The organism is Streptomyces sp. NPDC057616, assembly GCF_042800575.1.
GTDB lineage: Bacteria > Actinomycetota > Actinomycetes > Streptomycetales > Streptomycetaceae > Streptomyces.
In genome coordinates this window covers 180,561-197,468 of record NZ_JBHVGU010000018.1, presented here as the reverse complement: position 1 = coordinate 197,468, position 16,908 = coordinate 180,561, and the positions used below count along the sequence as shown (strand labels likewise).

Below are 16,908 nucleotides of genomic sequence, written 5' to 3'. Positions count from 1 at the left end.
GACTCCATCCGTGAAGGTTGCGGTCATCGCCGGCTGTCCTCTTCCTGTGGTCGCGCAGTACGTCTCGCCTCTGCCTCTCAGCTCAGATGCTCGTCGGTCGGCGGGGCCGCGGGCAGTGCCCGACAGACCACCTCGACGGTGCCGTCCGGCCCCCTGCGGGGATGGGGCCGTTCGGCCCAGGGGCCTCATGTGTGCCGCCCGGGCCGACTCCACCTCCAGTGTCAGGACCCTTGGTGAGGTTCCTCGCCCACGTGATCCACCACGGCGCGCTGGAGCACCGCGGTGGTCTGGATCACGCTGCCGGCCTTGCCGATCACCGTGTCCTCCAGGGTGACGTCACGAAAACCGAGGAAGGCGTACGTGGACTTGTCGAAGATCCACTCCTGGCGGTCCTCGGCCTGTCCGCGCAGGGTGATCGCGACCCCGTGCCGGCCGGTCGCGTCCACCGCGTCGGGGATCACCGTGGTGCCCGGGATCTGGGCGGCGACCCGGTAGAGGAACGCCGTGGTCTGCGGGTCCACGGACTCCTGGAGCATGCCGCCGAGATACGCGAAGACCCATGGCATGCTCACGCCCGGACGCTTGCCCCCCTTGGAGTTCTCCGCGTTGTCCACCTGCCGCTGCCAGTCCGCCTCGATCGCCCGAAGCGCCTTGGCCGGGTCGCGAGGAAGGGCGGCCAGGTCCTCGTAGGGACTCTGCGTGTGCCCGGGACCTCCCACCGTCCCCTCGCCGGGACCGGGGAAGTCGAGACGCTCGGGAGCCTTGTCGCCGTACGCCTGGGCGCCGGCCTGACTCCGCGACCAGGGGATCCACTCCCGAAGAGTCTCCAGCCTGCTGACCTTCCCGGCGACCTTGGCGTACTTCTTGTGCACCTTGCCGTCCTTGTCGGTCCACCGTGCCTGGAGCGGGTTGTCCCGTCCGGCGGAGACGCTGCGGACGTACACGTACTGGTGGCGGCCGACCGTGACGGCCGGGGCGCGGGAGACCACGTCGGCGGCGTTCTCCAGCAGCATCGAGGCCTTGGAGGGGGCTGGCCGCGCCGTATCGCCGTGCTGGTCGTGGCGGTCGACGCCGGTGGTGAGGACGGTGGCCACGACGGCCGCCGCGGCGAGCGGGGCGAGGACAGGGAGCCAGCGCCGCCGACGCCGTCTCGGCGCTGCGGCGCCGGTGGCGGTGTCGGCCGGGGCGGCGGCATCGGGGCCGGAGGCGGACGTGGGGAGGGTGGCGGACGCGGGGCCGGAGGCGGACGTGGGGACGGACCGGCGGATCTCGCTCATCAGATGCTCCTTGAGGACGCCCAGGCGGTCGTCGGGCAGATCGCGGAGCGCCGGAAGCGGCAGCAGCCGGGCCGCGTCCTCGCGCTCCACGGATTCCGTGGCGTCGAGGCCGTCGTGATGAGGCGTCTTGGCGTTCATCGGATCTGCTCCTGGATCGACCGGGCCGCGGTCGCGCGGCCGTCCTGTTGCTGTCCGGAACGCGACGCCGGTTCCGTCCTGTCGGAAGCGAGTTCCTCGTCCGTCAGCTTCCGCAACCTGCGCCGGGCGCGGGAGAGGCGGGAGCGGATCGTGCCGACGGGCACGTCCAGCGCCTCGGCCGCCGCCGCGTAGTCGAGGCCGGCCCACACGCATAGCGCGAACACCTCCCGCTCGGCGCGCCGCAGCCGGCGCAGCGCCCGCTGCGCAGCGGCCAGGCGACTGGCGTCCTGCATCCGCTCGACGACCTCGTCGGCGAAGTCCGGTGCGGTGTCGTGCCGCGGGACACGGTTCAGGGCGGCCTCGTAGCGGCGGGCGGCCCGCGTGGTGTTGCGCAGCACGTTGGTGGCGATGCCGAGCAGCCACGGGAGCAGGCCGTCGCCCTCGGGCCGCACCGTCTCACGCAGCCGCCACGCCTCCAGGAAGGTCAGCGACACCACGTCCTCGGCCGTCGCCCAGTTCCCGGTGACCCGGACGGCGTACCGGTGCACCGTCCGGGCATGTTCGTCGAATATCGCCCCGAATGCCTCCGGATCACCGGAGCGCAGCTTGGCGCGCAAGGAGAGTTCCACACCTGCCCCTGTCCGCACCCGCCGCCGGGTTCCCTGAGGCGTGCGTGACCTAGGTCACATCCGCGGACTGTGCCTGGGGATTTTCCTGGGCATGCACCTGACGGTCCGGCTTCGCCGTCACCGACCGTACCGTGTGCCCCTGGTGGGACGGCTATGGCCGCGAAGGGCCGTCGTCGGTCCTCTTGTGAGGCTAATGTCTGACATGTGAGCGGAGACGACGCGAACCGGCGCTGGACACGGTCCATGCCCGAGGCCTACGAACAACACCTGGTGCCGGTCTTCTTCCGCCCCTTCGCCGCCGATCTGGCCGCGAGGGCGGCGGCGCTGCGGCCCCTGACGATCCTGGAACTCGCCGCCGGAACCGGGGCGTTGACCTCGGCCCTGCTCACCGAGGTGCCCACCGCCACGGTGGTGGCGACCGACCTCAACGAAGCGATGGTCACGGCCGGTTCGGCACGCGAACCGCGCGCCGACTGGCGGCAGGCGGACGCCCAGGAACTCCCCTTCGCGGACGGCGGTTTCGACCTCGTCGTGTGCCAGTTCGGGGTGATGTTCTTCCCCGACCGGCCCGCCGCGTACGCCGAGGTGCGCAGGGTGCTGGCCCCTGGAGGACGCTTCCTGTTCAGCAGTTGGGGCCCGCTGGCCTCGCACGGGTTCGGGGCCGCCTTCCAGGACGCCCTGGAGAAGGCCCTGCCCGACAGGGCGCCGTCGTTCTTGCGGGACGTGCCCCACGGCTACGCCGACCCGGCCGTGGTCGCCGCCGACGTCACGGCCGCCGGACTGACCCTGGGCACCGCCGAAGAGGTCACGCTGGAAGGCATCGCGCAATCGGCCGCGTCCGTCGCTACGGGGTTGCTGACCGGCACACCGGTGAGCGCGGCCCTTGCGGCACACGGGGACGTGCAGGTCCTCCAGGCCGCCGTCACGCAGGAGATGACGGACGGCCTCGGCACGGGCCCGGTGGTGGCGCCGATGACCGCGACCGTCTACACGGCGCACGAACAGGCATGACGGTCCCGGTCCCGTAGAGGGGGGGACCGGCACCTTTCGAGACTCACCGGAATTCCTGAATGACGGACGGCCTGAGCCCAAGACGGAAGGATGGCCGATATGACATCGCCCGCTTTGCCCGCCCTGCCCGAGGAGTCCTTCCAGCGCGTGCTCTGCGTCGTCGCGCACCCTGACGACATGGAGTACGGCACGTCCTCGGCCGTCGCCCGCTGGACCGCCCGCGGTATCGACGTCGGCTATCTCCTGCTCACCCGCGGCGAGGCCGGCATGCCGAACCCGCCCGAGGAGACGGCGCGCCTGCGCCTCGCCGAGCAGCGCGCCGCCTGCGCCGTCGTCGGCGTCAAGCACCTGACCGTCCTCGACCATCCCGACGGCGTCCTCGTCTACGGCCTCGACCTGCGCCGGGACATCTGCCGCGAGATCCGCCGGTTCAAGCCCGACGTCGTACTCGGCACCAGCTTCGAGATCGAGGCCCCCTACGGCTTCGACCAGGCCGACCACCGAGCGGTCGGGCTCGCGACGCTCGACGCGGTGCGCGACGCGGGCAACCGGTGGGTCTTCCCGGAGCAGATCGACGACGAGGACCTCGAACCGCACTCCGCGCGCTGGTACATCGTCCCCCAAGTCACCGGCCCCCGCGCGACCCACGGAGTCGACATCACGGGTGAGCCGCTGCGCCGGGGCGTCGCCTCCCTCGAGGCGCACGCCGCATACCTGGCCGCGCTCCCGAACCACCCGGCCCCCGCGGACTTCATCCCGAAGTTCACCGCGATGAGCGGCAAGGCCATGGGCGTCGAGCACGCCGTCCTGTTCCGCGCCCACGACCTCCAGGCACCGCCGGACTTCGCGACCGAGGAGGAGCAGGACTGACGGGACCGTTCGGGGCCGTGCGGACGCGGCGTGTGGCGGCGCGGCCGCGCGCGAGGGTGAGCTGCGCACGCGCCCAAGGCTGAGCTGCGTCCGCCCCAACAGGCCCACATTTAGGGCCTGTACGACGTCGACGACATATCGAAGGTGGAGGTCAACGGCATAGTCGGCCCTGTACTGCAAGGGATACGACGGCGACCAGATCAACGGCGACTACACGGAACGCGTCTCCGCATCCGTCACCAGCCTCAAACGGAACATGGGCGTCGACGGCGCCTACCCGGGCCATCCGGTACGAGCTCGCCATGAGCGACGACGTCGCCACGGGCGCGCTCGGCCCTGCCACGAAACAAGGACTGCGCGACCACACCGTGGGCGAGGGATCCGCCGGCACCTGGGTCAGCCTGTTCAGCGCGGCGACGCTCTTCGACCGGCGGGCCCGGAGTCTCCTTCACCTCTGCCTACGACGCCGGACTCGCCGCGAGAGTGCTGGACTTCCAGAGCTTCGTACGGCTCGCCGTCAACGGCCAGGGCGACTTCCCCACCTGGGCCACCCTGCTGGTGTCCACGGGGGACAACACCCGCGCCGTCACGGCATGCGACACCGTCACCGAACTCACCGACGCCCGCGCCTCGGCCCTCTACTAGGCCCGCTTCCGCTACGTCGGCCGCTACCTCTCCAACGTCCCGGGCAGCACCCTCAACAAGCGACTCCAGCCTGGCGAACTGAAGGCCATCGCCGCGCACGGCCTCAACGTCTTCCTCGTCCGCGCGAGCGACGAACGGCTCGAACGTCTGCTGGGACGCACGCGGAGCGCCGTACTGATGGACGTGGCCCGCCACAGCGGCCGTACCACCACAGAGGTGGCCCAGTCACTCGGCATCGCCCCACCCAGCGCCAGCTACCAGATCACCGCGCGGAGCCCCGGAGTCGGTCGCCGTGTGCTGCGCCTGGGCGCAGGCTCACGTGCGTCAGATGTGAGCCCTGACCTGCCGCACCGGATGTCCGAGTGCGTCCCCGATGGCGGCCAGCTCCTCGTCGCTGAACCAGGCGCGCTCAGGGTTCCAGACGGCGATCTCGAATCGAGCGAAGCCGCACGGCCAGTCGTAGTCCAGTGCGTCCAGCGAGGTCGCGGTGCCGCAGCAGGGAACCACCGCGGCGAGGGTCGCGAAGCCGTCCTCGTAGTGGGCTTCGAGCAGGTCGCCCCACCACTCGGTGCCGATCGACGCGCCGCAGTGGGGGCAGCCGATCTTCTCCAGATTCTGTCCGCAGTCGACGACGGTGAGTGTGTCGTGCCAGGTGACGTCGATCTCGACGTCGACGCCGGCGGGGAGCCCGGGTGCCAGGTCTTCCACCATCGACGCGGCACGGTCGGCTGCGATCTGCTCGGGCTGCCAGTGCGGATCTGTCGGAATGACAGAGAGGACGTCGTCGCTCATGGCTCACTCGTTTTCGTCGGAACAGGACCTCATCCGGGCGAGGCGATGCTACTGAACGCACCTTCGGACGACACGGGTGAGTCAAGTCCGGGGCGCAGGTGGGAACTTAGCCGTGAGGGGAGTCGGAGAGCTGGGTTCCTATGACGGCGAGCAGGTCCAGTTTGTCGGCGCTGTCCGTGCCCAGGGCGGGAGTGAACCAGAGCAGGCGCTGGCGGCCGTCCTCGCTGAAGAGGTTGAGGCAGTCGACCTCCAGCGTGCCGAGTGTGGGGTGGTTGATGCGTTTGCGGTCGCCTCGGCGGACCGCGACCTCGTGCTGGTCCCACAGGGCGGCGAACTCGGGTGAGCGCGCGTTGAGGTCCGCGATGAGGGTGCGGGCCTGGCGGTCCTTCGCGTCACGGCGTGCCGCGGCGGCCCGCAGGTCGGCGACGAACGTACGGGATTGTGTGTCGTGATCGGCTTCGGGGTAGAGGCGGCGTGCGTCGGGGTCCGTGAACCAGCGGTGGACGAGGCTCGCGCTGGGGCCGCGGAACCCTGACTGGTCGCCGAGCAGGGCGACGGCGAGGGGGTTCTGCACGAGCGTGACGTGCAGATCGGTGATCACCTGCGCCGGAGTCGAGGTCAGCCGGGTGAGCAGGTCCATCATTCCGGGATGCACGTGCGACTGCGGCCCGCCGTGGGTGGGCAGGGGGCGGTCGGCCAGACGGTGGAGGTAGTCGCGCTCGTCCGACGTCAGCCGCAGCGCGCGTGCCAGGGCGGCGAGCATCTGCTCGGAGGGCTGGGATCCCGCGCCGCGCTCGATCTCGTTGTAGTAGTCGACCGAGGCCCCGGCGAGCTGCGCCACCTCGTCACGGCGCAGCCCCGGTACACGGCGGCGCGGGCCCGAGACGAGGCCGACGTCCTCCGGCCGGATGCGCTCGCGGCGCGAACGCAGGAAGACGCCGAGTTCGGTGTATTTCGGGGAGCCCATGAGTCCCAGTCTGCGGGACGGCGGCCGCCGGCGGCGCCGCTGACGCTGGGGATGACATCCCCTGGTACGCGCGCCGGGAACGCCTCACCGTGGGAAAGGAGAGCCGCTCCGGCTTCCCGCTCGCCGCGGGCAGCCCCCACCGGCTCCCACCCGACGTCTCACCGAGTGAAGGAACGACCAGCCATGCCTTTCGCGAACTTCAAGGTCCCGGAGAAGACCCTCACCGCGCAGCAGAAGGAGGAGATCGTCACCCGCACCACCGAGCTCTACGTCGAGATCTACGGCGAGCGCGCCCGCAGCAACACCATGGTGCTGATCGAGGAGGTCGCCGACGGCGGCTGGGGCATCGGCGGCGACGTACTGACGCTCGCCATGCTCGGCGAGGCGTCACCCGCCGACGCCGGGGACGCCTGATCGCGCCGCCCGGCACTCACGCCCTGGTCGCGAGCGGGCGCCACGCGTTCCAGGTGTCCAGACGCTGCCGGTAGGCAGCCTCGACGACGGGATAGGGGTAGTCGCCGAGGAAGAGCCGCAGGGGTGGTTCGTCGGTGTCGACCAGTTCGAGGATGACGGCGGCCGTGGCCTGTGGATCCTGCGGCGCGCGAGCGGCGGCGCCGGCCCGGCGCGCCTCGCGGATCGGCTCGTACGCCGCGATGGGTTCGGCATGCACCGCGGACGCACCGGACCAGTCCGTGCCGTAGGGACCGGGTTCGACGATCGTGACGTGAACGCCCAGCGGGCCGACTTCCTGGGCGAGCGCCTCGCTCATCCCTTCCAGTGCCCACTTGGAGGCGTTGTAGAGCCCGAGGGTGGGGAAGGCGGCGAGACCGCCGATGCTGGACACCTGCAGGATGTGCCCGCTGCGCCGGGCACGCAGATACGGCAGTGCGGCCTGCACGACCCACAGGGGCCCGAGCAGGTTGGTGTCGATCTGGGCGCGGGCCTGCTCCTCGGTGGTCTCCTCGACCATGCCGAAGAGGCCGTATCCCGCGTTGTTGACGACCACGTCGAGGTGGCCGAAGGCGTCCACGGCGCTCTGCACGGCGGTGGTGACCGCGGCCCGGTCGGTCACGTCGAGCGCGAGGGCGGAGACGCTGTCGCCGTAGGTCTCGACGAGCGATTGCAGGGTCTCGGGGCGGCGCGCCGTGGCGGCGACGCGGTCGCCACGGGCGAGTGCGGCTTCGGCCCAGATCCGGCCGAAGCCGCGGGACGCGCCGGTGATGAACCAGGTCTTCTTCATGCCTCGACCCTGCGCCCGCCGCCGTCCTGCAGCCAGAACCCCAGGAGGGTTACCCTCCGGCTATGGCGACCGACAACGTCCTGGGAGAGTTCCTGAAGGCCCGCCGGGGACGGGTCCCACCCTCGCGCGTGGACCTCCCCGGAACCGGCCGGCGCCGGGTCCCGGGACTGCGCCGCGAGGAACTGGCCCGGCTGGCCGGGATCAGCGAGCCCTACCTGACCCGGCTGGAACAGGGCGTCGACCGGCACCCGTCACCGCAGGTGCTGCAGGCGCTCGCGCAGGCACTGGAACTGGACGCCGATGCCACGGCGCACCTGTGGACGCTCGCCGCCCCGGACCCCGTACCGTCCACGGAGACCGAGGTCACCCGGGACGTGCATCAGTTGCTCGACACCTGGGTGGACACTCCGGCTTATGTGCGCAACCGGCGGTTCGACGTGCTGGCCGCGAACAAGCGGGCCCGCGCCCTCGCCCGGATGTACGAACCCGGCCACAACCTGGCGCGCGACGTGTTCCTCGCCTCCGAGGCCCGTCAACTCTTCCCGGACTGGCCGGAGATCGCCGCGCAGACCGCGGCGGCCCTGCGCGCCGAGTCCGACCCGCGCGATCCCCGGACGGCGCTGCTGCTCGCCGAACTGAATGCGGACGAGGACTTCCGCCGACTGTGGGAGCGGCACGACGTACAGCCCTCGCGCGACGAGCTCAAACGCTTCACGCATCCGGTCGTCGGGGAGCTCTCCCTACGACGCCAGGCACTCACCGTGGGCGGCGCCGAGCACCAAGTGATCATCATCTATCAGGCGGCACCCGGGAGCCCCTCCGAGGCCGCCCTCGCCCGGCTTGCCTGACGCGCGGTGCGGGCAGGCGGAGGCGGCCGACCGAGCAGCAACTTGCCTCCTGAGTAGGGCATTTGATCTGAAGGTATGCGCCGGGGGACGGGCTGGTTCCCCGGCAGGCTGTTCGGACGGACGTGCAGAAGAGGCGAACTGGCGATCCGAAACTAACTCTTTGTGACGATTGGGCATTTCATGCTTGTCTGGCCGCTATCGGTGTCGACAGGATGAACCCGGGCTGACATCGCCCCGTCGGATACCGACGCGCGGTGTGCTCTCTCATCGTTCTGTAGTTTCAAGCAGGGGACTCGTCACCTTGAACAGCTTTGTCTCGCTCCCGTCTGTGTCCGCTCGCAGTTGGGCCGTCCTGCTCGCTCTGGGAGCCTTCGCCGCCGGGCCGGCCGCACTGGGGACCGCGGCGTCCGCGCACACCGGCGACGTGCACACCGGCGACATGAAGAAGGGCAGCGCCAGCGCGGCCGTCCTGCGCACCAGCCTGGACGTCTCGCGCCTCGGCGGGCTCGGACCCGTGCCGTTGCACACCGTGCTCAACGAGGTCCAGGCTCCCGCGACGGCCGAGAAGAAGACGCTCGACATCAAGCTCGACGCGGTCGAGGGCGGCCGACCCGTCAGCGTGCTGCGGGCGGATGTCGCCACGGCCAGGGCCGAGGTCACGCACAATGCGGCCAAGGCGCACACCCACCTCGTCCACGCGCGGGTTCACGTCCCGGGAGTGCCGCTGCTCGCCCTGGTGGAGGTCGAGCAGGTGACCTCCACCGCGGTCTGCAAGGCCGGAGAGAAGCCGACCGCCACATCGGCGATCCCCGGCCCGATCACCGTCCTGGGCAAGCGGATCCCGCTCACGCTCAAGGGCAGCCGGACGGTGGAGGTCCCCGACGTCGGTACGGTGCAGCTCGACCTGTCCCGTACGGAGACGACCAGCAGTGCCGCCGCCGCGACCGCGCTCCAACTGCACGTCTCCGTCGACCCGTTGAAGCTCAACGTCGCGCGGGTGGAGGGAACCGTCACGCTGGCGGAGGCGAGCTGCACGTCCGCAGCGGTGCAGGCGTCGCCTGCTGCGGGGCCGTCCGCCGCCGCGACCCCGGCGCATGGCGACATGCGGCCGCAGTCCGTCGGTGAGCACAGCGGAGGCAACCTCGCGGAGACCGGCAGCACCCCGCTCACGCCGTACGTCGCGGGAGCGGGCGCCCTCCTCCTCGTGGCCGGCGGAGGCGGCGTCGTACTGGCCCGCACCCGCGGCCACCGGCGTCGCTGAGCCGCGGCCTGACCGGCTGGGGGTGGGCTTGGTGGCCTGGACGTCATACGGTCCAGGCCACCATCGCGAACATGTTCAACGGTGCGTGCCTGGTTGTGGCGTGGCGGGTGTGGTCAGCACCAGCCTCCGCCGAGGTTGGCGAACGCCTTCCACGCGGCCCTGGTCTTGGTTCCGGCGACGCCGTCGATGCCACCGGTGTCGTAGCCGATGTCGACGAGGAAGCGCTGGAGGCCGCGGATGGTGTTGGGGCCGACGTCGCCGTCCACGGTTCCGGCGTTGTATCCGCGGTCGTTGAGGAACCGCTGCCAGGCCTTCCAGCTGTTGGTGCCGAGCTGGCCGTCGATGGCGCCGGGGTTGTACTTCCCGACGGGCACGGCGTCGCGGACGTAGCACTGCACGCTCTTCGCCTCGGCGGTGTTCAGGCCGAGGTTGTTGACCGCCTGGATGGTGACGGTCCGGGCGGAAGTCTGCTGGGCGGGCGCGGCGGTGGCCGCGGTCGCTCCGGCGAGGGTGCCGATGCCGAGTGCGGCAGCGGTGAACGTACCGAGGATTGTCTTCGTGAGCCTGGTCAGGGCCATGTTTGGGTGTTCCCCCTGATGCTGATGCATGAGTGAAGGCGTGTGCCTACGGCAGGTGGAGCAAACCGCCGTACTGTCCTCTCCTGTCGCTCACCGGTGCAGTGAGCGTCTCGCGATTGAATCTGGTGGTGGAGGGAGCGCCTCAGAAGGCGCTTTCAGGTCAAAGAGAACACTCAACTGACAAGTGATATACGAGACTTGAAGCGCATCCATTCGGCCACGCGACTACCAGCGCGGGGTGCGGTGACAACGCCATCGGGCAAGGCGTCGAAGCGCGCGTCCAATGACCTGGACTTGGGCAGGCTGCGGGACGGCGGCGGGGATCGGGTTGGCCGGGAGGGGCGGGGATGGCTGGCGCGGGGCAGGGTGCGGGGTATTACCGGATGGAGGTCCAACTCCGGGACGGGCGTGAGTGGCAGGTGCAGAAGATCAGTCCCGAGTGGGGGTCGGGCGGTAGTCCGATCGATCTCGCGGTGGATGCCTTCCAGGCCTATCTCGGTCAGCACGGCCGCACTCTGGAGGAGGTGACGGCGGCCGGTGCACCCGCGGTGCGGGTGGTGGTGCGTTCACCGCAACGTGCCGCGCGGCCAGCCGTGTTCGGGCTGCGTGAACTGATGGAGCAGCGTGTACGGCGTGCGGCCGCCCTGCGTGCGGATGCGGAGCGCAGGCTGCGCGATGCCCGGCAGCTGCTGCGTGCGGCGGTTGCCGAAGCGTCGGCTGCGGGCATCTCCCAGTCGGCGCTGGCAGGTTTGTCCGGATGGAGCCGGGAAACGCTGCGCCGGCTGGAGCGCGACGGCTGACGGTCCTCGAACCGCTACCGACTGTCATCGAAAGGTCAACCGAGTTGGCCTACTTGTGTGGCCAACCCGGTTGGCGTGAAGGTGACGCTTTGCGTGCGGAGCTTCGCTCGACGGGGTCAAAGGCGCGGAGAATGAGTACAGTTGGACGGTTTTGTTGCGGATGACGTTCGGCAACGGAAGGATTCCCAGGCGTAGTTGACCTCCCGGGTGGGGTGACGGAGAGGCACGTTCCATCGACCCTTGTGGCACTTTCCGCGGCAGGCCCCGGATCCCCATGTCGCCACATGACCGGGGCCCGCCACCGAGCATCCACGAAAGAGGCCCGGCATGTACTACGACATCATCCTGTCGCTACTGGCGCGATCGGAACAGTGCCCGCAACTCATCTTCATCTGCCTGGTGGTGATCCTGGTCCTCGTTCGAAGGCGCCCCGCCCGGCGGTGCTGTGGCGCCTGCTGACGCGAGGTGAGCCTGGTGCGGTGCGGGCCTGATGCCGCGCGCCGCACCGGGCAGTCAGCGGTGTTTCGGGCCGGCACCTCCTTTCGAGACGGCGCGGAGAGCGGCCCGTAGCGCCTCGAGTGACGACTCGGCCACAGGACCACAGCTGCGTCGTCGGCGGTCTGCGAGTCCGTAGTCCGCAGCGGGCGGATGTCGACTCAGCCCCTTCGCGGTGGAAGAGCCACCGATAGACCTGCGGCTCGGCCTCGAACTCGGCCCGGCCATCGGTGTTGTTGAGCATCAGTCGGGTGACGGCGTGCAACCCACCCGTGATGGCTCAGCTTCCACGTGATCGTGAGCGGACTCATGAAACCCCCTGCGCCCGCACTTTGGTCCGGTGCCTGGGGCGTGGCACCGTGCCGCTGGCCGCCCTCCGGTGTATCAGGGCCGGGCCAAGTACTGCGTTTCGTAGGAGGTGGCCAGATCGCGCAGCGCCGTGGAGCAGTCGCCGTTGAATGAGGAGCCGTGCATCAGGGCCAGTGTGGTGGGTTCGAGGTCGGCGAGGCGGCGCATGACCGTGCCGGTGTCCGGGGCGAGGGCGGTGGCGCGGAACATCGCCTCGGCATCCATGGCCGGCTCGACGATGTCGCCTTCGACCAGCGCGGGACCGTTGCCCACGTGGGTGAACAGGTCGCCGCACAGGAGCGTCCGCGTGGTCTCCTCGTACAGCAGCCTGGCCTCCCAGGCGTGCGGCACGTGCGGGGTGTCGATGTGCCGAAGCCGCTTGCCGCCGATGTCGATCACTTCGCCGTCGGCCAGGGCGCGGGGTGGCCGGTCGGCGAGGTCGTTGATCGAGACCAGGCAGCCGACCGCCCCGTGGGCGATCTCGGAGCGCGGCGCGGCGGCCAGCCACTCGTTCATCGACCCGCATTCGTCCGCCTCGACATGGCCGAACGTGATCCAGCGCAGCCGGTCGACCGGCACGATCCGTGCGACGGCCTCCGACATCAGGGGGAACATCGCGCGCGGGCCGGTGTGGAAGAGCAGCGGCTCCTCGCCGTCGACGAGGAACTGGTTGAAGGTGAACCCGGCCGGGGGCGCGATGTCGGGCACCCAGGTCGACAGCCGGTAGATCCCGTCTGCGATCTCATCGACGCTGGTCGTCATCGATACGCGCCTCCTTGTCGAACGGCGGGCCTCGCCGCCTCCGGCGTGGGCCCGGGCGAGCCAGTCACGTCGACCGCCATTATGCGTAGAACTTCCAGATATGCGCAGACATCGCGCGGTCACGCGGCCGCGTCGTCACACGGTCGCGTCGTCATGCGATGCACCTGTACCGGATCGTGCAGTGAAGGTGCGGCTCCATGACTGAGATCCCGGCCGAGGTCTTCGCATCGGTGGCGCGCAAGGCCCTGCAAGACCTGTCCACCGCACCCGACCTACGCGTGCTGGAGGCGCTGGCCGGCTGCGACGTGCTGATTCGCCGAGCAACGAAGTGGTGCTCGTCATCGACGCGGGGGACGAGGACGAGCTGACCCTGTCCGCGCACAAGGCGCGACGGCTCCTCCGCCACTGCCTCGTGTGACCTTCCGGGCCAACCACGGGTGATCGGTCCGCCTCGACTCACCGTCGCGGCTCACCTCGACCCCGCCGACGACTTCAGGCACGTAGCGCCTGGCGCAGGCTCAGGCCGTGGCGTTCGCGCAAGCGGCGCATCTCCCAGTAGGAGAGGGCGGTCACGGTGAGCGGGGCGCCCATCATGAAGACCACTCTGGCGACCAGGGGGACGCCGGCATACGCACCGGTGATCACATCGATCAGGGCCAGCTCCCAGGACAGGACGATGGCGAGGCTCGGCGGTACCAGTTCGTGGATGTCGGCGGTGCGCAGGACGTGGACGAGCGAGAGCCCGATGCCGTAGAGCGCGAACCCGAGCGACCACAGGCACAACAGCCCGAGGGCGATCTTGCCGGGCACCCCGATGAAGTCCCTGAATCCCTTGGTGACCGGGTCCGGTGCCATGGCCAGCGGAAACGTCGCCATGGCGGCCATCAGGGCGCCGATCGAGGCCACGGAACGCAGGGCGCGACGTACGTACAGGCCCCGCAGGGATGTCTCGGCGACCGCCACGAACACGCCCACCACCACGGGGAACGTGCAGATGAGCACCAGGACGCTGATCCACGCCTGGTCGAACCGGTCCGAGAGGGCGGACGTGACGTCGTCGGCGTCGCTGATCAGGCCGTAGGTGATGGTGAGCCACAGCCAGGCGGCGACGCCCAGCACGGTCCGCCACAGCTGGAGCCGGCCGACGGTCGGGTCCTCGACTCGATCAGGGCGCGACGGGCGGAAGACCTGCTGGGCGGCGTACAGCGGATTGCGGAGGCAGCGCAGGATCTTCTGGCGGCGCGTCGGTGCCGGGGCGGGCGGCATCCCCGGGGGCATCCCCGGCGGCATGCCGGGAGGCGGATTCCCGCCGTACGGGTGCGGCGGGTTGGGACCCCAGCCGGCCGGCGGCTGCGGCGGATACGGGGCGCCCGGCTGCGGGGGGAGTGGGGAGGGGTAGGGGCCCGTCGGTCCGGGCCCGGGTGGCCGCCCGTTCGGTCCGAACTGCGGACTCCCGTAGCCAGTCCCCCCGTACGAGCTCACGGCGTACCCCCGTTGTCTTTGTGCGGTTGAACCTGGCGGATCTTACCCGTGTCAGGTGCCCGTCACGCGTTGTGTCGAAGGCCGTGACACGACCGTGTGATTGGTAGGTCTGCCGGCTCACGGGTGGCGCCACCGCACGTCACCCCGCGCACTCTTCTTTCGCTGAACCGCACCACTACCGCAAATCGGGCATCTTGCCTTACGGTAGGACGAAACCTCTGCCGGGCGTGCGGTACAGCTGCGTGCCGCAGCCATCGCTCGCACTGCGTGCAGTCGGGCTGACCAGAGGTGCACCATGACCGGTTTGTTTGGCGCGTCCCCCGAAACCCCAGACTGGCGTGACCGCGCTGCTTGTGTCGGGGAAGATCCGGAAGTCTTCTTTCCGCTCTCCGACTCCGCCGCTTCCGAAACCGACGCCCGCCATGCCCGGGCGGTGTGCAGGCGGTGCCCCGTGCTCATCTCCTGCCGTACCTGGGCGATCGACCACGGCGAGGACGACGGCATCTGGGGCGCGACGACGGCAACTCAGCGGCGCGCCATCCGCAGAGCCGTGACCGAGCCGGCCCACGTCGTGTACGGATCGGCGGACGAGGGCCGCTACAACCGCGACGGCCCGGACAACGACCTGGACCGCGATGAGAAGCCGCTGTGAGTGAACGTCAGGCGAGCCAGGTGCGGGCGGCGATGATCAGTGCCTGGACCCCGGTGGTGAGCGTGGGCTCGATGACCGGGGCGAAGTGGGGCGAGTGGTTGCTCGGCAGCGAGTCGATGTTTCCGGACGACAAGGCGGCCAGCGCGGTTTCCGTGTCGAGTCCGCCCCAGAACCAGAAGACGGTGGGGACGTCGGCTGCCTCGCCGAAGACGCCGACGTCCTCGCTCGCGGCGACCAGTGGCATCGGCAGGAGACGCTGCGGCCCGAAGTGATCGGTGAAGGCGGCCACCGTGGCGGCCGTCGCCTCCGGGTCGCTGACCAGCAGTGGGGCGCTGTGCGTCCAGACGATGTCGGGTGGCTGCGGGGCCGGGCCGGCCGCCGACTCCGCGTGAATGATGCGTTCGATCGCCGCTTTGACGAGGGCGCGGACCTCGGGGGAGTAGCTCCGTACGTTGATGCCGAGCTCGGCAGTGTTCGGGATGATGTTGTCCTTGGTTCCGGCCTGCAGCCGGCCGACGGTGACCACGGCCGCCTCGGCGGGCGGCACTTCGCGGGCCACGATGCCCTGCAGCCGGGTCACCACGTGGGCGGCCATCAGAACGGGGTCCACGGTGGCTTCGGGCCGGGAGCCGTGGCCGCCCCGCCCGTGAAGGACGACGGCCGCGCTGTCCGCGGCGGCCATGACCGGACCGGAAGCATGGCCGATGAACCCGGCGGGAAGCGGTGCGACGTGCTGGCCCAGCACGATGCCCGGCCTCGGGAAGCGCTCGAAGAGCCCGTCCTCCACCATGTCCCGGGCGCCGCGGGCCAGTTCCTCTGCGGGCTGGAGGACGACGAGCAGGGTGCCGGACCACGTATCGGAGGTACGGGCCAGCAGAGTGGCGGCGCCCACCAGGCAGACGGCGTGCATGTCGTGTCCGCAGGCGTGCATGACGGGGACGTCGTGTCCCTCGGCGTCGGTGGCCCGGGTCGTGCTCGCGTACGGCAGACCGGTCTTCTCCTCGACGGGCAGGGCGTCGAAGTCCGCGCGCAGCATGACCACCGGTCCGTCCCCGTTCCGCAGGACACCGACCACACCGGTGCCGCCGACCTGTTCGGTGACCTCGAATCCGGCGGAGTCCAGCGCCTCGGCAAGCAGTCGGGCCGAGCGGACCTCCTGGAGCGACAGCTCCGGATGCTGGTGGAGGTCGCGATAGAGGTCGGCAAGATCCGCGCTCAGGCCGTCCAGCTGCAGCCACTCACTCTTCACCGGCGGACACTCCTTCGCGTCGTAGCAGGCCACCCCTGCGCCCGACTCGATCCTCGCACCGCTTGTCCGTCTCCGCGCCCTGGCGCTGTGAACCGCCAGTCGCGCACATCGAACTCGCCCTCAATAAATGTGTGTTGCACCACAACCATCCTGCGGCACCGGTGGTCTGACTTGATGACCGAAACGCGCGGACAGCGTTCTTCCTGGTGCTCTCCACCTCTTCATGGTGCTTCGCCCTGCGATGACCCCTGCCCGCGTCCGCTTCTCCACCCTGCGCGTCACACACCAAGAAGTGGGGGAACTTCCACATGCGTGCTCGATCCGTCCTGGTCGTGGCGGCGGCGTCCGCCTGCGTCCTGCTGCCGGCCTCGTCCGCGTTCGCCGGGACCGGCCCGGCTCCGTCGCCCGGCAAGCAGAGTCTGACCACCCGCTCGACCACCCCGTCCGAGGCCGGCAACCCCTTCAGCGTCAAGGCGCAGGCGGCCGGCGTCTGTTCGGACGCCTATCAGATCGGAGCCACCGCCTACATCAACCGCAGCGGAGCCCACGTCGCCTCGGTGAAGCAGTTCTACTCGCCCAAGTGCCAGGCGAACTACGGCTACGTCTGGGTGTGGCAGAGCTTCCGCGACAAGATCAAGGACTACGACGTCAGCACCGGCGTCTACAGCTACGCCCGTGACGAGGTCGTGGGCCAGGACTGGTGGAACGCCACCAACAGCCAGGAATTCTGGTCCCTGCCCGCCGACACGGTGAAGGAGTGCACGGCGGCGATCGGCACGCTGCGCGCCCCCGGCGACCCGGTGGCGGGCCAGGCCACCACGGCCAAGCGCTGCTGATCTCGCACCCCCATCAGGGCCTCGGCCG

19 protein-coding genes are annotated in these 16,908 nt (G+C 70.2%); 10 read left to right on the top strand and 9 right to left on the bottom strand.

The annotated features are described in order from the left end of the window. Positions 1–221 precede the first annotated feature (221 nt). Together ACFU97_RS23800 and ACFU97_RS23795 are read right to left on the bottom strand one after the other, a co-directional pair. Positions 222–1,415 carry a CU044_5270 family protein gene (locus ACFU97_RS23800; protein ID WP_384259775.1) on the bottom strand — a complete coding sequence of 398 codons (1,194 nt, stop codon included), beginning with the start codon at positions 1,413–1,415 and terminating at the stop codon, positions 222–224. Next, entirely contained in the window at positions 1,412–2,044 is a 633-nt protein-coding gene (locus ACFU97_RS23795; protein WP_384259773.1) for an RNA polymerase sigma factor, read from the bottom strand. Before ACFU97_RS23795 ends, ACFU97_RS23800 begins: the two co-directional genes overlap by 4 nt. Positions 2,045–2,287: 243 nt before the next feature. On the opposite strand from ACFU97_RS23795, the gene ACFU97_RS23790 reads away from it, so the two are divergent. The 3 genes from ACFU97_RS23790 (at position 2,288) to ACFU97_RS23780 (ending at position 4,570) form a co-directional block, all read left to right on the top strand. Further along, positions 2,288–3,055 carry a class I SAM-dependent methyltransferase gene (locus ACFU97_RS23790; protein WP_384259803.1) on the top strand — a complete coding sequence of 256 codons (768 nt, stop codon included), beginning with the start codon at positions 2,288–2,290 and terminating at the stop codon, positions 3,053–3,055. Positions 3,056–3,154: 99 nt separating this feature from the next. Continuing rightward, positions 3,155–3,925, top strand: coding sequence for a PIG-L deacetylase family protein (locus ACFU97_RS23785; RefSeq protein ID WP_384259771.1), 771 nt, complete (start codon positions 3,155–3,157; stop codon positions 3,923–3,925). 483 nt (positions 3,926–4,408) lie between these two features. Continuing rightward, complete coding sequence (locus ACFU97_RS23780; protein ID WP_384259768.1) at positions 4,409–4,570, top strand: hypothetical protein; 162 nt, start codon at positions 4,409–4,411, stop codon at positions 4,568–4,570. A 324-nt stretch (positions 4,571–4,894) separates the two neighbouring features. Here ACFU97_RS23780 and ACFU97_RS23775 read toward each other — a convergent pair whose 3' ends face one another. After that, positions 4,895–5,362 (bottom strand): hypothetical protein, encoded by a 468-nt coding sequence (locus ACFU97_RS23775; RefSeq protein WP_384259765.1) that lies wholly within the window; start codon positions 5,360–5,362, stop codon positions 4,895–4,897. Between the two features lie 106 nt (positions 5,363–5,468). After that, positions 5,469–6,329: a helix-turn-helix transcriptional regulator gene (locus tag ACFU97_RS23770; protein ID WP_384259763.1), complete on the bottom strand. Its 861-nt coding sequence runs from the start codon at positions 6,327–6,329 to the stop codon at positions 5,469–5,471. A gap of 183 nt (positions 6,330–6,512) precedes the next feature. Between ACFU97_RS23770 and ACFU97_RS23765 the strand changes: the two genes are divergently transcribed. Continuing rightward, a complete protein-coding gene (locus ACFU97_RS23765) occupies positions 6,513–6,743 on the top strand; it encodes a tautomerase family protein (protein WP_384259761.1) in 231 nt (76 codons plus the stop codon). Between the two features lie 16 nt (positions 6,744–6,759). On the opposite strand, the gene ACFU97_RS23760 is transcribed toward ACFU97_RS23765, so the two are convergent. After that, complete coding sequence (locus ACFU97_RS23760) at positions 6,760–7,569, bottom strand: SDR family oxidoreductase (RefSeq protein ID WP_384259759.1); 810 nt, start codon at positions 7,567–7,569, stop codon at positions 6,760–6,762. Between the two features lie 62 nt (positions 7,570–7,631). Between ACFU97_RS23760 and ACFU97_RS23755 the strand changes: the two genes are divergently transcribed. Both ACFU97_RS23755 and ACFU97_RS23750 read left to right on the top strand, forming a co-directional pair. After that, complete coding sequence (locus tag ACFU97_RS23755; RefSeq protein ID WP_384259757.1) at positions 7,632–8,417, top strand: helix-turn-helix domain-containing protein; 786 nt, start codon at positions 7,632–7,634, stop codon at positions 8,415–8,417. Between the two features lie 328 nt (positions 8,418–8,745). Continuing rightward, positions 8,746–9,678: an SCO1860 family LAETG-anchored protein gene (locus ACFU97_RS23750; protein WP_384259754.1), complete on the top strand. Its 933-nt coding sequence runs from the start codon at positions 8,746–8,748 to the stop codon at positions 9,676–9,678. Between the two features lie 113 nt (positions 9,679–9,791). Here ACFU97_RS23750 and ACFU97_RS23745 read toward each other — a convergent pair whose 3' ends face one another. Then, positions 9,792–10,256 (bottom strand): peptidoglycan-binding protein, encoded by a 465-nt coding sequence (locus ACFU97_RS23745; protein WP_384259752.1) that lies wholly within the window; start codon positions 10,254–10,256, stop codon positions 9,792–9,794. 419 nt (positions 10,257–10,675) lie between these two features. On the opposite strand from ACFU97_RS23745, the gene ACFU97_RS23740 reads away from it, so the two are divergent. Then, positions 10,676–11,056 carry a hypothetical protein gene (locus ACFU97_RS23740; protein WP_384259750.1) on the top strand — a complete coding sequence of 127 codons (381 nt, stop codon included), beginning with the start codon at positions 10,676–10,678 and terminating at the stop codon, positions 11,054–11,056. Between the two features lie 879 nt (positions 11,057–11,935). Here the strand turns inward: ACFU97_RS23740 and ACFU97_RS23735 are convergent. Further along, positions 11,936–12,661 (bottom strand): MBL fold metallo-hydrolase, encoded by a 726-nt coding sequence (locus ACFU97_RS23735; RefSeq protein ID WP_384259747.1) that lies wholly within the window; start codon positions 12,659–12,661, stop codon positions 11,936–11,938. Positions 12,662–12,858: 197 nt separating this feature from the next. On the opposite strand from ACFU97_RS23735, the gene ACFU97_RS23730 reads away from it, so the two are divergent. Then, positions 12,859–13,029, top strand: a complete 171-nt coding sequence (locus tag ACFU97_RS23730) for a hypothetical protein (RefSeq protein ID WP_384259745.1) — start codon at positions 12,859–12,861, stop codon at positions 13,027–13,029. 124 nt (positions 13,030–13,153) lie between these two features. Here the strand turns inward: ACFU97_RS23730 and ACFU97_RS23725 are convergent, their stop codons facing one another. Then, positions 13,154–13,927: a hypothetical protein gene (locus ACFU97_RS23725; RefSeq protein ID WP_384259742.1), complete on the bottom strand. Its 774-nt coding sequence runs from the start codon at positions 13,925–13,927 to the stop codon at positions 13,154–13,156. Between the two features lie 511 nt (positions 13,928–14,438). Here ACFU97_RS23725 and ACFU97_RS23720 point away from each other — a divergent pair. Further along, a complete protein-coding gene (locus ACFU97_RS23720) occupies positions 14,439–14,795 on the top strand; it encodes a WhiB family transcriptional regulator (RefSeq protein ID WP_384259740.1) in 357 nt (118 codons plus the stop codon). Positions 14,796–14,802: 7 nt separating this feature from the next. On the opposite strand, the gene ACFU97_RS23715 is transcribed toward ACFU97_RS23720, so the two are convergent. Then, positions 14,803–16,044 (bottom strand): amidohydrolase, encoded by a 1,242-nt coding sequence (locus ACFU97_RS23715; protein WP_384259738.1) that lies wholly within the window; start codon positions 16,042–16,044, stop codon positions 14,803–14,805. A gap of 308 nt (positions 16,045–16,352) precedes the next feature. Between ACFU97_RS23715 and ACFU97_RS23710 the strand changes: the two genes are divergently transcribed. Continuing rightward, complete coding sequence (locus tag ACFU97_RS23710) at positions 16,353–16,880, top strand: hypothetical protein (RefSeq protein ID WP_384259735.1); 528 nt, start codon at positions 16,353–16,355, stop codon at positions 16,878–16,880. The last annotated feature ends 28 nt before the right edge of the window (positions 16,881–16,908 follow it).